Origin of the sequence: Klebsiella sp. 7-CIP_Kleb. (genome assembly GCF_050378655.1) — a bacterium.
Classification (GTDB): Bacteria; Pseudomonadota; Gammaproteobacteria; order Enterobacterales; family Enterobacteriaceae; genus Klebsiella; species Klebsiella quasipneumoniae.
This window is the reverse complement of the sequence record NZ_JBNRLJ010000002.1, coordinates 1,125,065-1,140,772: the sequence shown is the minus strand read 5'-3', so window position 1 is coordinate 1,140,772 and position 15,708 is coordinate 1,125,065. Positions and strand designations below refer to the sequence as shown.

At 58.9% G+C, this 15,708-nt stretch carries 17 protein-coding genes; 8 read left to right on the top strand and 9 right to left on the bottom strand.

All coding sequences use genetic code 11. The features are described from left to right. The first annotated feature begins 430 nt into the window (after positions 1 to 430). The 6 genes from ecpR to ACQUTI_RS13085 all read left to right on the top strand — a co-directional run bounded on the left by ecpR (position 431) and on the right by ACQUTI_RS13085 (position 7,223). Positions 431 to 973, top strand: coding sequence for an ECP biosynthesis operon DNA-binding transcriptional regulator EcpR (gene ecpR / locus ACQUTI_RS13110; RefSeq protein ID WP_004144585.1), 543 nt, complete (start codon positions 431 to 433; stop codon positions 971 to 973). A 73-nt stretch (positions 974 to 1,046) separates the two neighbouring features. Then, complete coding sequence (ecpA, locus tag ACQUTI_RS13105) at positions 1,047 to 1,634, top strand: common pilus major fimbrillin subunit EcpA (protein ID WP_004204919.1); 588 nt, start codon at positions 1,047 to 1,049, stop codon at positions 1,632 to 1,634. A 57-nt stretch (positions 1,635 to 1,691) separates the two neighbouring features. Next, positions 1,692 to 2,360 carry a hypothetical protein gene (locus ACQUTI_RS13100; protein WP_017900976.1) on the top strand — a complete coding sequence of 223 codons (669 nt, stop codon included), beginning with the start codon at positions 1,692 to 1,694 and terminating at the stop codon, positions 2,358 to 2,360. A gap of 25 nt (positions 2,361 to 2,385) precedes the next feature. After that, positions 2,386 to 4,911, top strand: a complete 2,526-nt coding sequence (locus ACQUTI_RS13095; protein WP_043521468.1) for a fimbrial biogenesis outer membrane usher protein — start codon at positions 2,386 to 2,388, stop codon at positions 4,909 to 4,911. Then, positions 4,901 to 6,544: a fimbrial adhesin EcpD gene (ecpD, locus tag ACQUTI_RS13090; protein WP_004204915.1), complete on the top strand. Its 1,644-nt coding sequence runs from the start codon at positions 4,901 to 4,903 to the stop codon at positions 6,542 to 6,544. Before ACQUTI_RS13095 ends, ecpD begins: the two co-directional genes overlap by 11 nt. Next, a complete protein-coding gene (locus ACQUTI_RS13085; protein ID WP_017900978.1) occupies positions 6,513 to 7,223 on the top strand; it encodes a fimbria/pilus periplasmic chaperone in 711 nt (236 codons plus the stop codon). The genes ecpD and ACQUTI_RS13085 overlap by 32 nt, the downstream gene beginning before the upstream one ends. A gap of 3 nt (positions 7,224 to 7,226) precedes the next feature. Here the strand turns inward: ACQUTI_RS13085 and ACQUTI_RS13080 are convergent, their stop codons facing one another. The 4 genes from ACQUTI_RS13080 to ACQUTI_RS13065 are packed head-to-tail and all read right to left on the bottom strand — an operon-like array spanning position 7,227 to position 10,284. Next, positions 7,227 to 7,916 (bottom strand): amino acid ABC transporter permease, encoded by a 690-nt coding sequence (locus tag ACQUTI_RS13080; RefSeq protein WP_017900979.1) that lies wholly within the window; start codon positions 7,914 to 7,916, stop codon positions 7,227 to 7,229. Next, entirely contained in the window at positions 7,906 to 8,658 is a 753-nt protein-coding gene (locus tag ACQUTI_RS13075) for an amino acid ABC transporter permease (protein WP_017900980.1), read from the bottom strand. The genes ACQUTI_RS13080 and ACQUTI_RS13075 overlap by 11 nt, the downstream gene beginning before the upstream one ends. Then, positions 8,655 to 9,473, bottom strand: a complete 819-nt coding sequence (locus ACQUTI_RS13070) for an amino acid ABC transporter ATP-binding protein (protein ID WP_004204909.1) — start codon at positions 9,471 to 9,473, stop codon at positions 8,655 to 8,657. The genes ACQUTI_RS13075 and ACQUTI_RS13070 overlap by 4 nt, the downstream gene beginning before the upstream one ends. Before the next feature lies 1 nt (position 9,474). Next, positions 9,475 to 10,284, bottom strand: coding sequence for an ABC transporter substrate-binding protein (locus tag ACQUTI_RS13065; RefSeq protein WP_002890106.1), 810 nt, complete (start codon positions 10,282 to 10,284; stop codon positions 9,475 to 9,477). Positions 10,285 to 10,618: 334 nt separating this feature from the next. Between ACQUTI_RS13065 and ACQUTI_RS13060 the strand changes: the two genes are divergently transcribed. Beyond that, positions 10,619 to 10,789, top strand: coding sequence for a hypothetical protein (locus tag ACQUTI_RS13060; RefSeq protein ID WP_002890108.1), 171 nt, complete (start codon positions 10,619 to 10,621; stop codon positions 10,787 to 10,789). Positions 10,790 to 10,905: 116 nt separating this feature from the next. Here ACQUTI_RS13060 and ACQUTI_RS13055 read toward each other — a convergent pair whose 3' ends face one another. Genes ACQUTI_RS13055 through ACQUTI_RS13035 form a run of 5 tightly spaced genes read right to left on the bottom strand, consistent with a single transcriptional unit; the run spans position 10,906 to position 15,437 of the window. Next, positions 10,906 to 11,601 (bottom strand): ABC transporter ATP-binding protein, encoded by a 696-nt coding sequence (locus ACQUTI_RS13055; protein ID WP_004204908.1) that lies wholly within the window; start codon positions 11,599 to 11,601, stop codon positions 10,906 to 10,908. Next, on the bottom strand, positions 11,594 to 12,376 hold the full coding sequence (locus ACQUTI_RS13050; protein WP_017900983.1) for an ABC transporter ATP-binding protein: 783 nt from the start codon (positions 12,374 to 12,376) through the stop codon (positions 11,594 to 11,596). The genes ACQUTI_RS13055 and ACQUTI_RS13050 overlap by 8 nt, the downstream gene beginning before the upstream one ends. Continuing rightward, positions 12,363 to 13,412: a branched-chain amino acid ABC transporter permease gene (locus ACQUTI_RS13045; protein WP_428923280.1), complete on the bottom strand. Its 1,050-nt coding sequence runs from the start codon at positions 13,410 to 13,412 to the stop codon at positions 12,363 to 12,365. Before ACQUTI_RS13045 ends, ACQUTI_RS13050 begins: the two co-directional genes overlap by 14 nt. Beyond that, positions 13,412 to 14,311, bottom strand: a complete 900-nt coding sequence (locus ACQUTI_RS13040) for a branched-chain amino acid ABC transporter permease (RefSeq protein WP_002890128.1) — start codon at positions 14,309 to 14,311, stop codon at positions 13,412 to 13,414. The genes ACQUTI_RS13045 and ACQUTI_RS13040 overlap by 1 nt, the downstream gene beginning before the upstream one ends. Positions 14,312 to 14,330: 19 nt before the next feature. After that, positions 14,331 to 15,437 carry an ABC transporter substrate-binding protein gene (locus ACQUTI_RS13035; protein WP_004147267.1) on the bottom strand — a complete coding sequence of 369 codons (1,107 nt, stop codon included), beginning with the start codon at positions 15,435 to 15,437 and terminating at the stop codon, positions 14,331 to 14,333. Here ACQUTI_RS13035 and ACQUTI_RS13030 point away from each other — a divergent pair. Beyond that, on the top strand, positions 15,430 to 15,573 hold the full coding sequence (locus ACQUTI_RS13030) for a hypothetical protein (protein ID WP_428923279.1): 144 nt from the start codon (positions 15,430 to 15,432) through the stop codon (positions 15,571 to 15,573). The two genes, ACQUTI_RS13035 and ACQUTI_RS13030, sit on opposite strands and share 8 nt — an antisense overlap. The last annotated feature ends 135 nt before the right edge of the window (positions 15,574 to 15,708 follow it).

Genomic DNA, 15,708 nt, shown 5'->3' with positions numbered 1-15,708 from the left:
ATAAATTTGGTTTATTTGACAACTGCATTCTGCCCTTCATTAAGAATATTCCTAACATAATAGGGTGAAGATCCTGGGTAATATAAAATTCTGCTAAGAATTGAGGGTTATATTGCTAATAACCTTATGAAAATAAATACCTTTTTCTTTCGCTCAAAAATGAGATATTTTCAGTTTTTGTAAATATTGACCTGGGCGCGAAATTCATTGCCTTCCCGCATGTTGACACTCCATAGGAAAAAACTTAAATTCAACGCCAAGCAGAAAATAATTATAGTTTAACCCCGCTTATTCAATATTGATAAGTAATGCGTGTCTTATTTAATGGCGATTTACTAAAGGAATCGAATACGCCAGTAAACTTTATAGGCCTGGCAAGCAGTGACGTTTTAAAAATGATTACTTCAAGGACTATGAGGTTAAAAACTATATGGAATATAAAAGCTGTTCCGATAAGTATATTTGGTCTGCCGATGACTCCTACTTCTATAAAGGATTGTCCGAACTGATTGTAGATATCGACGAATTAATTTATCTGTCGCTAGAGAAAATCAGAAAAGATTTCGTGTTTATCAATCTCAATACGGCTTCGTTAAACGAGTTTATCAGGCGCGACAGCGAATGGCTATCCGCGGTAAAGGGGAAACAGGTCGTATTAATTGCGGCCAGGAAGTCAGAAGCCTTAGCGAATTACTGGTATTACAATAGCGATATTCGCGGCGTGGTATATGTTGGCCTGAGTCGCGATATTCGAAAAGAGCTGGCCTATGTGATTAATGGCAGGTTTCTCCGTAAAGATATTAAGAAAGATAAAATTACAGACCGGGAAATGAAAATTATCCGCATGACCGCCCAGGGCATGCAGCCGAAATCGATCGCCAGAATTGAAAATTGTAGCGTGAAGACAGTATATACCCATCGGCGCAATGCCGAGGCCAAGCTGTATTCCAAAATATACAAATTAGTTCAGTAACACCCAGGCAAGTTAATTTTTGAATGGTTCACCGGGACATCATGTCCTTAATTCAACTCAGGAAGAAAAAGCGATGAAAAAAAAGGTTCTGGCAATAGCTCTGGTAACGGCGTTTACCGGTATGGGCGTGGCGCAGGCTGCTGACGTAACGGCTCAGGCTGTAGCGACCTGGTCTGCGACCGCCAAAAAAGACACCACCAGCAAGCTGGTGGTCACTCCGCTCGGCAGCCTGGCGTTCCAGTATGCCGAAGGCGTGAAAGGTTTTAACTCGCAGAAAGGTCTGTTTGACGTGGCGATTGAGGGTGACGCAACGGCGACCGCCTTTAAGCTGACCTCGCGTCTTATCACCAACACCTTAACCCAGCTGGATACCTCCGGCTCCACGCTGAGCGTGGGCGTGGATTATAACGGCGCAGCGGTGGAAAAAACCGGTGATACCGTGATGATCGATACCGCCAACAACGTTCTGGGCGGCAACCTCAGCGCGCTGGCTAACGGCTACAACGCCAGCGGCCGTACCACCGCGCAGGATGGTTTCACCTTCTCGATCATCAGCGGCACCACCGACGGTACCACCGCAGTGACCGATTACAGCACCCTGCCGGAAGGGATCTGGAGCGGCGACGTCAGCGTACAGTTCGACGCCACCTGGACCAGCTGATCCTTGTGATGCGCCAGCAGGGGGGCTCCCCCTGCTTTTTTCACGGACGGAATTGTTATGAAAAAGCACCTTCTGGCCCTCGGGCTGCTGCTTGCCGGAGTATCGCCGGCGCAGGCGCTGGATGTCGGCGATATCTCATCGTTTATGAACAGCGGCAGCAGCACACTGAGCAAAACGATCAAGAACAGCACCGACAGCGGCCGCCTGATCAATATCCATCTCGAACGGCTCTCTTCCCCGCTGGACGACGGACAGGTTATCCCGATGGATAAACCGGATGAGGTGCTGCTCACTCCCGCCAGCCTGCTGCTACCCGCCCAGGCCAGCGATGTGATCCGCTTCTTCTACAAAGGCCCGGCGGATAACAAAGAGCGCTACTACCGCATTGTCTGGTTCGACCAGGCGCTCAGCGATGCCCAGCGCGATAACGCCACCCGCAGCGCGGTGGCCACCGCTTCCGCTCGCATCGGCACCATCCTGGTGGTGGCGCCCCGGCAGGTGAACTACCGCTTTCAGTATGCCAACGGCTCCCTGACCAACACCGGGAATGCGACGCTGCGGATCCTCGCCTACGGCCCCTGCCTGAAGGCCGCCGACGGTAAGGAGTGCAAAGAGAACTACTACCTGATGCCGGGTAAATCACGCCGTTTTACGCGCGTGGACACGGCGGATAAAAAAGGACGGGTTGCGCTTTGGCAGGGTGAGCAGTTTGTTCCCGTGAAATAGACAGCTGTGCAGATGGATAACGACGATGCCTCTACAACGGATTTCCCCAGGACTGAAAACGCGGCTTGCCTTCGGCATGTTTTTTTTGTTCGTTCAGCCCGACGCCAGTGCGGCGGCCCCAGGCGCGCAGCAGATTGGCGGGGTGATTATTCCGCAGGCCTTCAGCCAGGCGCTGCAGGACGGCATGAGCGTTCCTCTTTATATTCATCTTGCCGGCAGCCAGGACACCCGGGACGATCAGCGGATCGGCAGCGCCTTTATCTGGCTGGATGGCGGCCAGCTGCGCGTTCGGCAGATCCGCCTGGAGGACAATGAGGGTAACGCCAGCGTCAGCGAACAGACCCGACAGCAGCTGATCGGCCTCGCCAACGCCCCGTTCAGCGAGGCGCTCACCATTACTCTGACCGACAGCGCGCAGCTGGATCTCAGCCTGCGCCAGCTGCTGCTGCAGCTGGTGGTCAAGCGCGAGGCGCTGGGCACTGTGCTGCGCTCGCGCAGCGAAGACATCGGCCAGTCGAGCGTCAACGCCCTGAGCAGCAACCTGAGCTATAACCTCGGCGTCTATAACAACCAGATGCGCAACGGCGGAAGCAACACCTCCAGCTACCTGTCGCTGAACAACGTCACGGCGCTGCGTGAGCATCACGTGGTGCTCGACGGCTCGCTGTACGGCATCGGCAGTGGTCAGCAGGACAGTGAATTATATAAAGCCATGTATGAACGCGATTTCGCCGGCCACCGCTTTGCCGGCGGGATGCTTGACACCTGGAACCTGCAGTCTCTGGGACCGATGACCGCTATTTCGGCGGGCAAGATTTACGGCCTTTCCTGGGGGAACCAGGCCAGCTCCACCGTCTTCGACAACAGCCAGTCCGCCACGCCGGTGATTGCCTTTTTACCGGCGGCGGGCGAGGTGCATCTCACCCGCGACGGCCGGTTGCTGAGCGTCCAGAACTTCGCCATGGGCAACCATGAAGTGGATACCCGCGGCCTGCCGTACGGTATTTACGACGTGGAAGTGGAGGTGATCGTCAACGGGCGGGTGGTCAGCAAACGCACCCAGCGGGTCAATAAGCTGTTCAGCCGGGGACGCGGCGCCGGCGCGCCGCTGGCGTGGCAGGTATGGGGCGGCAGTTTTCATATGGATCGCTGGTCGGAGAGCGGAAAAAAGACCCGACCGGCGAAAGAGAGCTGGCTGGCGGGCCTCTCGGCCTCCGGGTCGCTCAGCACCCTGAGCTGGGCGGCAACGGGCTATGGCTACGACAACCAGGCGGTGGGAGAAACTCGCCTGACGCTGCCGCTGGGCGAGGCGATCAACGTTAACCTGCAAAACATGCTGGCCAGCGACAGCTCGTGGAGCAGCGTCGGCAGCATCAGCGCCACGTTGCCGGGGGGCTTTAGTTCAGTGTGGGTCAACCAGGAGAGAACCCACATTGGCGATCAATTGCGGCGCAGCGATGCCGATAACCGGGCGATCGGCGGCACCCTCAACCTGAACGCGCTGTGGTCGAAGCTGGGGACGTTCAGCGTGAGCTACAACGATGATCGCCGCTACAACAGCCATTACTACACCGCGGATTACTATCAGACGGTCTACAGCGGCGCCTTTGGCTCGCTCGGCCTGCGGGCGGGGATCCAGCGCTATAACAATGGCGACAGCAGCGCCAACACCGGGAAATATATCGCCCTCGATCTGTCGCTGCCGCTGGGCAACTGGTTCAGCGCCGGGATGACCCATCAGAACGGCTACACCATGGCTAACCTCTCAGCGCGTAAACAGTTTGATGAAGGCACCATTCGCACCATCGGCGCCAATCTGTCGCGCGCCATCTCCGGCGATACCGGGGATGACAAAACCCTCAGCGGCGGGGCGTATGCCCAGTTCGACGCCCGCTACGCCAGCGGCACGCTGAACGTCAACAGCGCAGCGGACGGCTACGTCAACACCAACCTCACCGCCAGCGGCAGCGTCGGCTGGCAGGGCAAAAATATCGCCGCCAGCGGACGAACCGACGGCAACGCCGGGGTGATCTTCAACACCGGGCTGGAGGACGATGGTCAAATCAGCGCCAGGGTCAACGGGCGGATCTTCCCGCTCAGCGGTAAGCGTAACTATCTGCCGCTCTCCCCTTATGGCCGCTATGAGGTGGAGCTGCAGAACAGCAAAAACTCGCTCGACAGTTACGACATCGTCAGCGGGCGCAAGAGTCATCTGACTCTCTATCCCGGCAACGTGGCGGTGATTGAGCCAGAGGTGAAGCAGATGGTCACCGTCTCCGGTCGTATTCGGGCGGAAGACGGCACGCTGCTGGCGAATGCGCGGATTAACAACCATATCGGCCGTACCCGCACCGATGAAAACGGCGAGTTTGTTATGGATGTGGATAAGAAATACCCCACGATCGATTTCAGCTACGGCGGCAATAAAACCTGCGAAGTGGCGCTGGAGCTCAGCCAGGCGCGCGGCGCCGTGTGGGTGGGGGATGTGGTTTGCAGCGGCCTCTCGTCGTGGGCGGCGGTGCAGCAGACAGGAGAAGAGAATGAAAGTTAACCCATTAATCGCCCTGGCGATCCTCGCGCTGCTCTGGCCGGCGGCTGCGCTCAGGGCGGCGGTGACCAAGACCACCTGGTCGGATGCGCCGGCGCGCGAGTTTGTGTTTGTGGAAAACAACTCCGACGACAACTTTTTCGTCACTCCCGGCGGGGCGCTGGATCCGCGCATGACCGGCGCCAACCGCTGGACCGGCTTAAAATACACCGGCTCCGGGACCATCTATCAGCAGAGTCTCGGCTATATCGATAACGGCTACAACACCGGGCTCAATGCCAACTGGAAGTTTGATATGTGGCTGGAAAACTCGCCGGTTTCGCACCCCTTAACCGGCCTGCGCTGCATCAACTGGTACGCCGGGTGCGATATGGCCACCAGCCTGATCCTGCCGCAGACCACTGACGCCAGCGGGTTCTATGGCGCGACGGTGACCAGCGGCGGCGCGAAGTGGATGCACGGTATGATGTCGGACGCGTTTTATCAGTATCTGCAACAGATGCCGGTCGGCGGCAGCTTCACGATGACCATCAATGCCTGCCAGACCTCGGTGAACTACGACGCCAGCAGCGGCGCGCGCTGTAAGGATCAGGCCTCCGGCAACTGGTATGTGCGCAACGTCACCCACACCAAAGCCGCGAACCTGCGGTTGATAAACACCCACTCGCTGGCGGAGGTGTTTATCAACAGCGATGGCGTGCCAACCCTTGGGGAAGGGAACGCCGACTGCCGGACACAGACTATCGGCAGCCGTTCAGGATTAAGCTGTAAGATGGTCAATTATACCTTGCAGACCAATGGGTTAAGCAATACGTCGATCCATATTTTCCCGGCGATCGCCAACTCGTCGCTGGCCTCGGCCGTCGGGGCGTATGATATGCAGTTCAGCCTCAACGGCAGCTCATGGAAGCCGGTGAGCAATACCGCCTATTACTACACCTTCAACGAGATGAAGAGCTCAGATGCGATCTATGTGTTCTTCTCCAGCAACTTCTTTAAGCAGATGGTGAATCTCGGGATCAGCGATATCAATACCAAGGATCTGTTCAACTTTCGCTTCCAGAACACCACCTCGCCGGAGTCAGGCTGGTATGAGTTTTCCACCTCCAATACGCTGATTATCAAGCCCCGTGATTTCAGCATCAGCATTATCTCTGACGAATATACCTCGGCGCCGTCGCGGGAGGGGTATGTCGGCAGTGGTGAACCGGCGCTCGATTTCGGCTACATCGTCACCACCAGCGGTAAAACGGCCGCCGACGAAGTGCTGATCAAAGTGACCGGACCGGCGCAGGTGATTGGTGGGCGCTCCTACTGTCTCTTCAGCTCCGATGACGGTACGGCGAAAGTGCCGTTCCCGGCGACGCTCTCTTTTATCACCCGCAGCGGCGCGACGCAGACCTACGACGCCGGGTGCGATGACAGCTGGCGGGATATGACCGATGCGCTGTGGCTGACCACGCCGTGGACCGATATCTCCGGCGAAGTGGGGCAGATGGATAAGACCACGGTGAAATTTTCGATTCCGATGGATAACGCCATTTCGCTGCGGACGGTAGACGATAACGGCTGGTTTGGCGAAGTCAGCGCTTCAGGAGAGATTCATGTCCAGGCGACGTGGCGCAACATTAACTAAGGCCCTGCTGACGCTGAGCTGCCTGCTGGCGGCGCCGCTGGCGCAGGCGATCTCGGTCGGCAATCTGACCTTTTCCCTGCCGGCTGAAGCGGATTTCGCCAGCAAACGGGTGGTCAATAACAATAAAAGCGCGCGGCTGTACCGGATCACTGTCAGCGCCATCGACCGCCCTGGCGGCAGCGAAGTGCGCTCCCGGCCGGTGGATGGCGAACTGCTGTTCGCCCCCCGCCAGCTGGCGCTGCAGGCCGGGGAGAGCGAATATTTCAAATTTTATTATCATGGGCCGCGGGATAACCGCGAGCGCTACTATCGGGTCTCGTTTCGTGAAATTCCCACCCGTAACCTGACGAGGCGCAGCCCGACCGGCGGCGAAGTCAGCATGGAGCCAGTGGTGGTGATGGATACCATCCTGGTGGTGCGCCCGCGGCAGGTACAGTTTAAATGGTCTTTCGATAAGGCGGCCGGGACGGTGAGCAACACCGGCAATACCTGGTTTAAGCTGCTGATTAAACCCGGGTGCGATTCGACCGAAGAGGAGGGCGACGCGTGGTATCTGCGTCCCGGGGACGTGGTTCGCCAGCCGGCATTGCGCCAGCCGGGGAACCACTATCTGGTCTATAACGACAAATTTATTAAGATCAGCGATACCTGTCCGCTGAAGCCCCGCCCCGCGGAGTGAGCCTTATCCGGCGGTCGCGCGGCGGGTAAAGCGCCGGCTGGCCAGCAGGCTCAGACCGCAGCACAGCAGGTAGTACACCGCGCCGGTGAAGACGAAGATCGCCAGGGGATAGATTTGCACCCGGTTGTTGACCTGGCCGGCCACGGTGGTCAGCTCCGGGACGTTGACGATAAACGCCAGCGAAGTGTCCTTCAGCAGGCCGATAAAGATCCCCACCAGCGACGGCTGAACGTTGCGCAGCGCCTGCGGGAGCAGCACCAGGCGCAGCGTTTGCCCGGGGGCGAACCCCTGGGTCAGCGCCGCCTCATACTGTCCTTTCGGCAGCGACTGCAGCCCGGCCAGCACCGAATGCATCACCGAGGCGGCGGTAAACCACGCCAGCGCCAGGGTCACGGTCACCGCGCCGGGCAGATCGCCGCCGGTCAGCATCGGCAGCAGATACCACAGCCAGAAGATGACAAATATCAGCGGGATGCCGCGGATAATTTCAGCCCACAGGAACAGCAGACGTCGCGTCAGCCCGCCGTAGCGCCAGGCCAGCCCCGCCAGCGCAATGCCTCCCGGCAGCGCCAGCAGGGTGGCGCCGATGGCCATCAGCAGGGTCAGGGCCACGCCGCCGGGCTGGCCCTCCGCCAGCCGGCCCCACAGCAGGTAATCAAGGTTATCGGCGATCACCGCCAGATTAGCGTTCATGTTGGGCGCTCCGTTGCAGTTTTCTTCCCGGGCCGAGACGCGTTAGCGCCACGCCCATCGCCACCCCCAGCGCCAGATACAGCGCGGTGCCAACGGCAAACGCCTCCAGGGCGTGCGCGTTATAGCTCTCAATCTGCCGCACCTGATAAGTCAGTTCCGCAAAGCCGATGCCGCTGGCCAGCGATGAGAGTTTCATCAGGTTGAGATACTGGCCGACAATCGGCTGCCAGGCGTTGGCCAGTCCCTGCGGCAGGAGGATAAAGCGCAGCTCCTGCCACGGGGTAAAGCCCTGCGACAGCGCGGCTTCCCGCTGCCCGTGGCTGACGGCGCGCAGTCCGGAGGCGATCTCTTCCACCAGAAAGGCGGAGGTAAAGACCCCCAGCCCCCACATCGAGCAGAGGAACTCCGGCGTCAGCCACCAGACATTGCCCGGCAGAATGGACCAGGCGTGCTCGTCGTTTACCACGTCCTTCACCGCCAGCGGCAGCAGGTTCCAGGCGGCAAAGTACCAGAACAGCAGCTGGACCAGCAGCGGAGTATTGCGAAACAGCGAGACCCACGCGGCCACCAGCCCGCGCCCCACGCGGCCGCCGCCGAGACGCAGGGCCAGCAGCAGGACCGCCAGCGCAGTGGCAAGCAGGATCCCGGCGACGCTGACCCAGACGGTGGTGAGAAAACCAGAGATAATCCATTGCAACGGCTGTCCGCTCAGGACGCCGTGCCAGTCAAGCATCGGCGTCACTCGAGGCTCTCCTGGTGCAGCGGATCCAGCACCTTCTGCAGAAAACGCCGCGCGCGGGCATGCTGCGGATGGGCGAAAAACTCAGCCGGCGGGGCGACCTCGAGAATGTCGCCGCCGTCGATAAACACCACCCGGTCGGCAATTTCGCGGGCAAACTGCATCTCGTGGGTCACCACCAGCATGGTGATCCCACTGTGGGCGAGGTTTTTCATCACCTGCAGCACTTCGCCGATCATCTCCGGGTCGAGGGCCGAGGTGGGCTCGTCGAACAGGATAATCTGCGGCGAGGAGGCCAGAGCGCGGGCGATGGCCACCCGCTGCTGCTGGCCGCCGGAGAGCTGCGCCGGCATCTGCTGCGCTTTCTCCTCCAGCCCGACCTGGCGCAGCAGCGCCAGCGCCCGCTCCTGAGCCGCGCTTTTTCCCCAGCCGTGGACGCGCTCCAGCGCCAGCGTGATGTTCTCCTGCGCCGTCAGGTGGGCGTAAAGGTTGAACTGCTGGAAGACAAAGCCGACGCGGCTACGCAGCTGGCGCAAGGCGCTGCCGCTCAGCCGGCTGGTGGGTTTACCGTCGATCAGGATCTCGCCGCCGCTTAAGGATTCGAGCTGGTTGATCAAGCGGATCAGCGTCGATTTTCCCGATCCGGAAGGACCGAGGATCGCCACCACTTCGCCGGGCTCGACCTGCAGGTTGATAGCGTTAAGCACCTGATGATCGCCGTAGCGCTTGGCTACCTCACGAAACGTTATGCTGGCGCGCTGCAGACGTGAAAAATCCGCGGCCGGGGCCGCGGAGTGGGAGAATAAACCCGAGAACATATTATTTCGCTTCTATGGTAAAGGCGCGCGGCTGCGGCGTTTTAGTGGCAGGGCCAAACCAGACATCGTAAATTTTCGCGGCTTCACCGGTTTTCTCCAGCTTCACCAGCTCATCGTTGACGGCTTTCAGCAGGGCCGGTTCGCCTTTCTTCACGCCCACGCCAATCTCTTCTTTGCTGAGCAGATCGGGCAGAATTTTAAACTTGGCTTTATCCGGCGCTTCCGCCAACAGACCGGCAAGGATAGTGCTGTCCTGGGTGATGGCCTGGACGTTGCCGTTGCGCAGGGCGGTCAGGGCCAGCGGAATATCGTCATAGGAGAGGACGCGAGCCTGCGGGAAACGCTGGTGCAGGGCCTGTTCGCCGGTGGTGCCTTTCACCGCGCCGATGCGCGCTTTGCTGTACTCATCAAGCTTATCCGGAGAACCGGCCGGCACGAGGAACTGCTGGCCGGTGACGAAATACGGCGTTGAGAAATCAATAACCTGGGCCCGCTCCGGGGTGATGGTAATGTCGGCGACGATCAGGTCGGCTTTGCCGGACTGCAGCAGCGGAATACGGTTGGCCGGGTTAGTGGCCACCAGCTCGAGTTTGACGCCGAGCGCTTTCGCCAGCGCTTGGGCAAAGTCGACGTCGTAGCCGACGATATGGTGGGTTTTGGCGTCTACGGAGCCGAACGGCGGGTTGGCGTCAAAGGTGGCGACTTTCACGACGCCAGCGGCTTTGATGTCAGCCAACTGGTCGGCCTGCGCCTGCGAGGCGAGCAGCAGCATACCCAGCGCCAGTGCGATTTTTGTGGTTTTGTTGCGCATAGTTTTTCCCCTGAATCCCTGTTTTGTTTTGTGGACATCACGCTCCCATAAATTGCCCATCGGCGGCAAAGAAGAAAAAATTCTTATCTATAACCAAAAAGAACTTAACAAACCTGTGGGTATTCTTTATGCGCCGCTGGCGTTTTCCCGGTGCGACAACGACCGCCGAACGGTTCCCTCTCCCTCAGGGAGAGGGTTAGGGTGAGGGGAAAAGGACCGGGGATAATATGCGCCAGCCAGGATTGCAAATTCGGAATTAATATTTCCCGCGCCCGGCCAACTGTGGTTGAAATAGACCCAGGCGATACGCTTCCCGACAGAGGAGAAAACGAAAGTGGCATTGTGGCAACGGTTAACGGGCTGGCTGGCTTTTTTGTCCAACGGTGAAGCCGGACAGCAAGATACCCAACGCGTCATGGAGGCGATCCTGCCGGTGGCCAGCCTTTACGGCGTGGACATTGGCAACGTGGAAACCCGGTGGTTCCGTCATGATAAGACATACTGAGCGACGCAGGACGCGAGAAGCCTACTGGAACGAGGTGTGCTTTGTGTAGCAAGAGACTGCCTGAGGTTGCGGCCTCGCAGGAGGCGCCGCCGCAGCCCAGGCAGTTTTGACCATGCCTATCCCCCCAGATACATCCGCTTAATTTCCGGATTAGTCAGCATCTCCCGCGCCGCGCCTGACAAGGTGATCCGGCCATTCTCCAGGACATACGCCCGATCGGCGATCGCCAGCGCGGCCGTCGCATTCTGCTCCACCAGCAGCACCGTCATATTCTCTTCGCGCAGTTGCTTAATGATGCCGAACAGCTCGCCGACAATTTTCGGCGCCAGTCCGAGGCTCGGTTCATCCAGCATCAATAACACCGGCTCGCTCATCAGCGCCCGGGCGATGGCTAGCATCTGCTGCTCGCCGCCGCTCATGGTGCCAGCCATCTGATGGCGCCGCTCCTTGAGCCGTGGAAAGAGGGCGTACATGCGATCGCGCAGGCGGGTGTAGCCGGCGAGATTATTGTAAGCGCCCATGCGCAGGTTCTCTTCGATGGTCAGGTTGGTAAAGACCCGGCGTCCCTCCGGCACCAGCGCAAGCCCGCGGCGCACGATCTGGTGGGTCTGGCTGCGCGAGATATCGTCGTTAAGGAAGCTGACGCGCCCGCTGGAGCGCACCAGGTTGACGATCCCATTGAGGGTGGAGGTTTTACCGGCGCCATTGCTGCCGATCAGGGTGACGATCTCCCGGTCATAGACGTCGATATCGACGCCCTTCAGCCCCTGGATCACGCCGTAAAAAACCTTCAGTTCCCGGGCGTTAAGCATAATTGGCTTCTCCCAGATAAGCGGAAATGACGTCCGGATGCTGGATCGCCTCGGCCATCAGGCCGCTGAACAATGGCTTACCATACTCCAGGACCATCACCCGTTCGCACAGGCGGTTGACGAAGGGCATATCGTGCTCGATTAACAGGACGCTGAGCTGATAGTCATGGCGCATGCGGAAGATCAGCTCCGCCAGATCCTCGGTCTCCTTTGGGTTCATCCCGGCAGCCGGCTCATCGAGCAGCAGCAGCTTCGGCGCGGTGGCCAGCGCGCGGGCGATCTCCACTTTGCGCTGGTTGCCATAGCTCAGGTTCGTGGCCTGCATATGGGCGAAGTGGGCGATGCCGATATCCTCCAGAATGGCCATCGCTTTGGCCTTCGCCGCCCGCTCGGCCGGAAAGTAGCGGCCAATGTGCAGGGCCGCCTCCAGCAACGAATAGCGGCTGGCCCGGTCGAGCCCGACCATCACATTCTCCAGCACCGTCATAGAGTTAAACAGCCGGATATTCTGGAAGGTGCGAGCGATCCCGGCGTTCACCACCTGGTTGGGCTTCAGCCCCTTCAGCGAGGCGCCCGCGAGGGTGACGCTGCCGCTGGTGGGCTTATAGTTGGCGGTGATGACGTTAAACAGGGTGGTCTTACCCGCGCCGTTCGGGCCGATAAGGCCAAAGATCTCCGCCTCGTCAACATGGAAGCTGACGTTGTCGATGGCCCGCAGGCCGCCAAACTGCATGGTGACGTCCTGCACCTGCAGGATGATTTTATTTTCCGCCATAGCCGCCGCTCCTTCTTCCGGTCTGCCAAATCTCTTTTTTCCCCAGCAGCCCTTCGCGGGCGAAGAGCATGATAATCAGCAGCAGCAGGGAGAAGACCACCATTCTCAGGCCCGGATAGGCGCCGAGATCGTGACCGAAGAACTTCAGCGGCTGGTCGAGAAAGCGCAGCCACTCGCCGCTGCCGACCACCAGCACGGTGCCGAGCAGGGCGCCGGTGGTGCTGCCGAGTCCGCCGAGGACGATAATAATCAGCAGCTGGAAAGTGAGCATAAAGTCGAACAGCCCCGGGGAGATGGTGGTCAGCAGGGAAGCCAGCAGACCGCCGCCGATCCCTTCGAAGAAGGCGCTGGTGGCGAAGGCGCAGGTTTTAATGCGGAAGGTGTTGACCCCCATGGCGATCGCCGCATCTTCGTCGTCGCGAATAGCTTTCATCATCCGACCATACTTCGACCACACCAGCTGAAGGATCATGCCGGTGGCCAGCAGGGCGAACAGCCCGCACCAGAACAGAAGATGCGGCTGCTGCGGAATATCGTTCAGCCCGATGGCGCCGTTGGTGATTTGCGGGTTGTTAATGGCGAGGATCTTGATGATAAACCCGAAGCCGAGGGTGACGATGGCCAGGTAGTCGCCGCGCACCCGGAAGACCGGTACGGCGAGGCACACCGCCAGCGCCGCCGCGCACAGGCCGCTTATCAGCAGGGCGGGGAGGAAACCCGCGTGCAGGCTGAGGATCCACGGGCTGGGGGCGGCCATTTCAAACATGTCTACCTTGCTGTCGCTGGAGAGGATCAGCAGGGCGGTGACGTAGGCGCCCACCGCCACGAAGCCGTTCGGCTCCAGCGACAGCTGGCCGGTCACGCCGTTGATCAGGTTGTAGCTGACCGCGAGGATCATAAAGATAAAAATGGTGCTGATGACGCGAACAATGTAGTCATTGAAAACCACGTTGATTCCGGCCAGCAGCGCGATACAGATGACAATAATGGCCAGGTTGCGCAGCTGCGCCCCGGCGGTCGTCGTCGCGTTGAGCATCAGAAACGGCTCCTTTCCAGACGTTCGTCGCCCATAATGCCGACCGGGCGGAACAAGAGGACCAGAATCAAGAACAGGAAGGCGAAAGCATCTTTATAGCCGCCCAGTTCGGGGAAGATCGCCACGGCGACCACTTCGGTAAAACCGAGGATAAAGCCGCCCAGCACCGCGCCGGTGACGCTGCCGATCCCGCCCAGCACGGCGGCGGCAAAGGCCTTCAGGCCGATAAGCACGCCCATCAGGGGATCGATCGTCGGGTAGCTGATGGAGTAGAACACGCCGCCGAGCGCCGCGAGGCTACTGCCGAGGGCGAAGACCAGGGAGATGATCCGGTTGGCGTCAATACCCATCAGGCGCACGGTGTTGACGTCAAAGGCCACCGCGCGGATCGCCATCCCATAGCGGGTGCGGTACAGCAGCCAGAGGATCGCCAGCAGCAGCAGGACGGTGATCAGCGGCACAATCCACGCCACGTTGGTAATGATGACGCTGCCAAAGGCCCGGGTCTGGTTGAAAAAGTCCGGGGCGGAGAAGAAGCGCGAGCTGCCGCCGAACAGCACGTTAAACAGGTTTTCGAGGAAGAAGCTGACGCCGATGGCGGTGATCAGCATGGAGATTTTCGAGGCCTGACGCAGCGGACGATAGGCAACCCGGTCAATCAGCATACCAAACAGGCCGCACAGCCCGAGGGTCAGGAAAACGGCTACCCCGAAGGGTAGCCCAACCGAAGAAAATAAAAACAGCGTACTAAACGCGCCGACCATCATCACGTCCGCATGGGCGAAGTTGATCAGCCGCAGCACGCCATAAACCATCGTATAACCGATGGCAATCAGGGCGTACATGCCCCCAAGACTCATTCCATTGACCACTTGCTGGAGAAAAATGGCGCCGTCCATTTTGTAGCCTCGTCACAACTTAAGGGTTAACCACGGTACGAAACGCCAGCTTGCCATCTTTCACTTCGTTGATGACCGCGCTGCGAATGGCATCGCCGTTCTGTAAGGTCAGCGTGCCGGTCACGCCCTGGAAATCTTTGGTGGCGCGGATTTTTTCATTTACGCAGACCCGATCGTGGGGATCGCTGCACTGGTTCATGGCGTTGACGATGACGTTATAGGCATCCGCCGCCATTGCGCCCCAGGTATGGGTTGGCTGCTGGTATTTGGCTTCCCAGGCTTTGATGAAGGTTTCCCCCGCCGGGGTCTGCTCTTTGGCGTTCGGCGAGTAATAATCGGTGGTCATATAGCCGTTGACCGCGTCTTTACCGACATCGAAGAAGACCTGATCCGCGGCCAGACCATCGCCGCCCACCACCGGTTTGTTGAGCCCCAGCTGTTTAGACTGCACGGCAATCAGCGCCCCTTCGGTGTAGTAGATCGGCATGTAAATCATGTCGACATTCTTCGCCTTGACGCTTGCCAGCTGGGCTTTAAAGTCCTTGCTGCCGCCCGGGGCCTGGACCTCGATGGGAATGGTGCCGCCGTTTTTCAGGAACTGGGTGCGGAACGCTTTCGCCAGGCCGACGGAGTAATCGTTGCTGCTGTCAAACACGATGGCGGCGGTTTTGGCTTTCAGATCGCGGGAGGCCAGATTGGCCCCGACCACCCCCTGGAAGCTGTCCGAGAAGCAGACCCGGCTGACGTAGGGATGGTTGCGGGTGACCCGGTCGTTGGTGGCGGTGGAGGAGACCAGCGGCGTTTTGCTGTCGTCGGCGATTTTGGTCATCGCCAGGGTGTTGGAGGAGGTGACTTCCCCGATAACGGCATCCACTTTATCGCTGGAGACCAGGCGCTGCATGGCGTTGGCCGCTTCGACTTTGTCGCTTTTATCATCGATAACGATAAGCTTGATGGTATCGCCATTTTTTAACGTCGGGGTGATGGCCTGAATAATGTCCAGACCTTTCTGCGACGGCTGGCCATAGCCGCTGAGGGCGCCGCTCAGGGGTAATACCACCCCGATTTTAATTTCCGCTGCCTGCGCGCTGCTGGCGCCGACCAGCGCGGCAACCAGCGTGGCCATTAAAGACGCTTTCCCGGAAAACGATTTCATGGGTATTTCTCCGTCGGTCGATTATTTATCTTTAACCATCAATGGCTGCATAACATTGAGGAATAATGCGCCAGCTTATCCGGCGAATTATTGGCTGTTATGTTGAATAGATAACGAGATATATACCCTAAATAATTCGAGTCGCATGAAGGCGGCAAGTGAGCGAGTCCCCAGGCGCTTACAGAAGTAAGTGACTGACAGCCAACGCACATGCAACTTGAAGTATGACGGGTATTTTTAA

What these genes read in the sequence shown, in the direction of transcription:
- ecpA (WP_004204919.1), top strand. Translation starts at nt 1,047, where the DNA reads ATGAAAAAAAAGGTTCTGGCAATAGCTCTGGTAACGGCGTTTACCGGT.
- ACQUTI_RS13095 (WP_043521468.1), top strand. Translation starts at nt 2,386, where the DNA reads ATGCCTCTACAACGGATTTCCCCAGGACTGAAAACGCGGCTTGCCTTC.
- ecpR (WP_004144585.1), top strand. Translation starts at nt 431, where the DNA reads ATGGAATATAAAAGCTGTTCCGATAAGTATATTTGGTCTGCCGATGAC.
- ACQUTI_RS13035 (WP_004147267.1), bottom strand. Translation starts at nt 15,437, where the DNA reads ATGGCCACGCTGGTTGCCGCGCTGGTCGGCGCCAGCAGCGCGCAGGCA.
- ACQUTI_RS13065 (WP_002890106.1), bottom strand. Translation starts at nt 10,284, where the DNA reads ATGCGCAACAAAACCACAAAAATCGCACTGGCGCTGGGTATGCTGCTG.
- ACQUTI_RS13070 (WP_004204909.1), bottom strand. Translation starts at nt 9,473, where the DNA reads ATGTTCTCGGGTTTATTCTCCCACTCCGCGGCCCCGGCCGCGGATTTT.
- ACQUTI_RS13080 (WP_017900979.1), bottom strand. Translation starts at nt 7,916, where the DNA reads ATGAACGCTAATCTGGCGGTGATCGCCGATAACCTTGATTACCTGCTG.
- ACQUTI_RS13050 (WP_017900983.1), bottom strand. Translation starts at nt 12,376, where the DNA reads ATGGCGGAAAATAAAATCATCCTGCAGGTGCAGGACGTCACCATGCAG.
- ACQUTI_RS13055 (WP_004204908.1), bottom strand. Translation starts at nt 11,601, where the DNA reads ATGCTTAACGCCCGGGAACTGAAGGTTTTTTACGGCGTGATCCAGGGG.
- ACQUTI_RS13045 (WP_428923280.1), bottom strand. Translation starts at nt 13,412, where the DNA reads ATGCTCAACGCGACGACGACCGCCGGGGCGCAGCTGCGCAACCTGGCC.
- ACQUTI_RS13085 (WP_017900978.1), top strand. Translation starts at nt 6,513, where the DNA reads ATGTCCAGGCGACGTGGCGCAACATTAACTAAGGCCCTGCTGACGCTG.
- ACQUTI_RS13040 (WP_002890128.1), bottom strand. Translation starts at nt 14,311, where the DNA reads ATGGACGGCGCCATTTTTCTCCAGCAAGTGGTCAATGGAATGAGTCTT.
- ACQUTI_RS13100 (WP_017900976.1), top strand. Translation starts at nt 1,692, where the DNA reads ATGAAAAAGCACCTTCTGGCCCTCGGGCTGCTGCTTGCCGGAGTATCG.
- ecpD (WP_004204915.1), top strand. Translation starts at nt 4,901, where the DNA reads ATGAAAGTTAACCCATTAATCGCCCTGGCGATCCTCGCGCTGCTCTGG.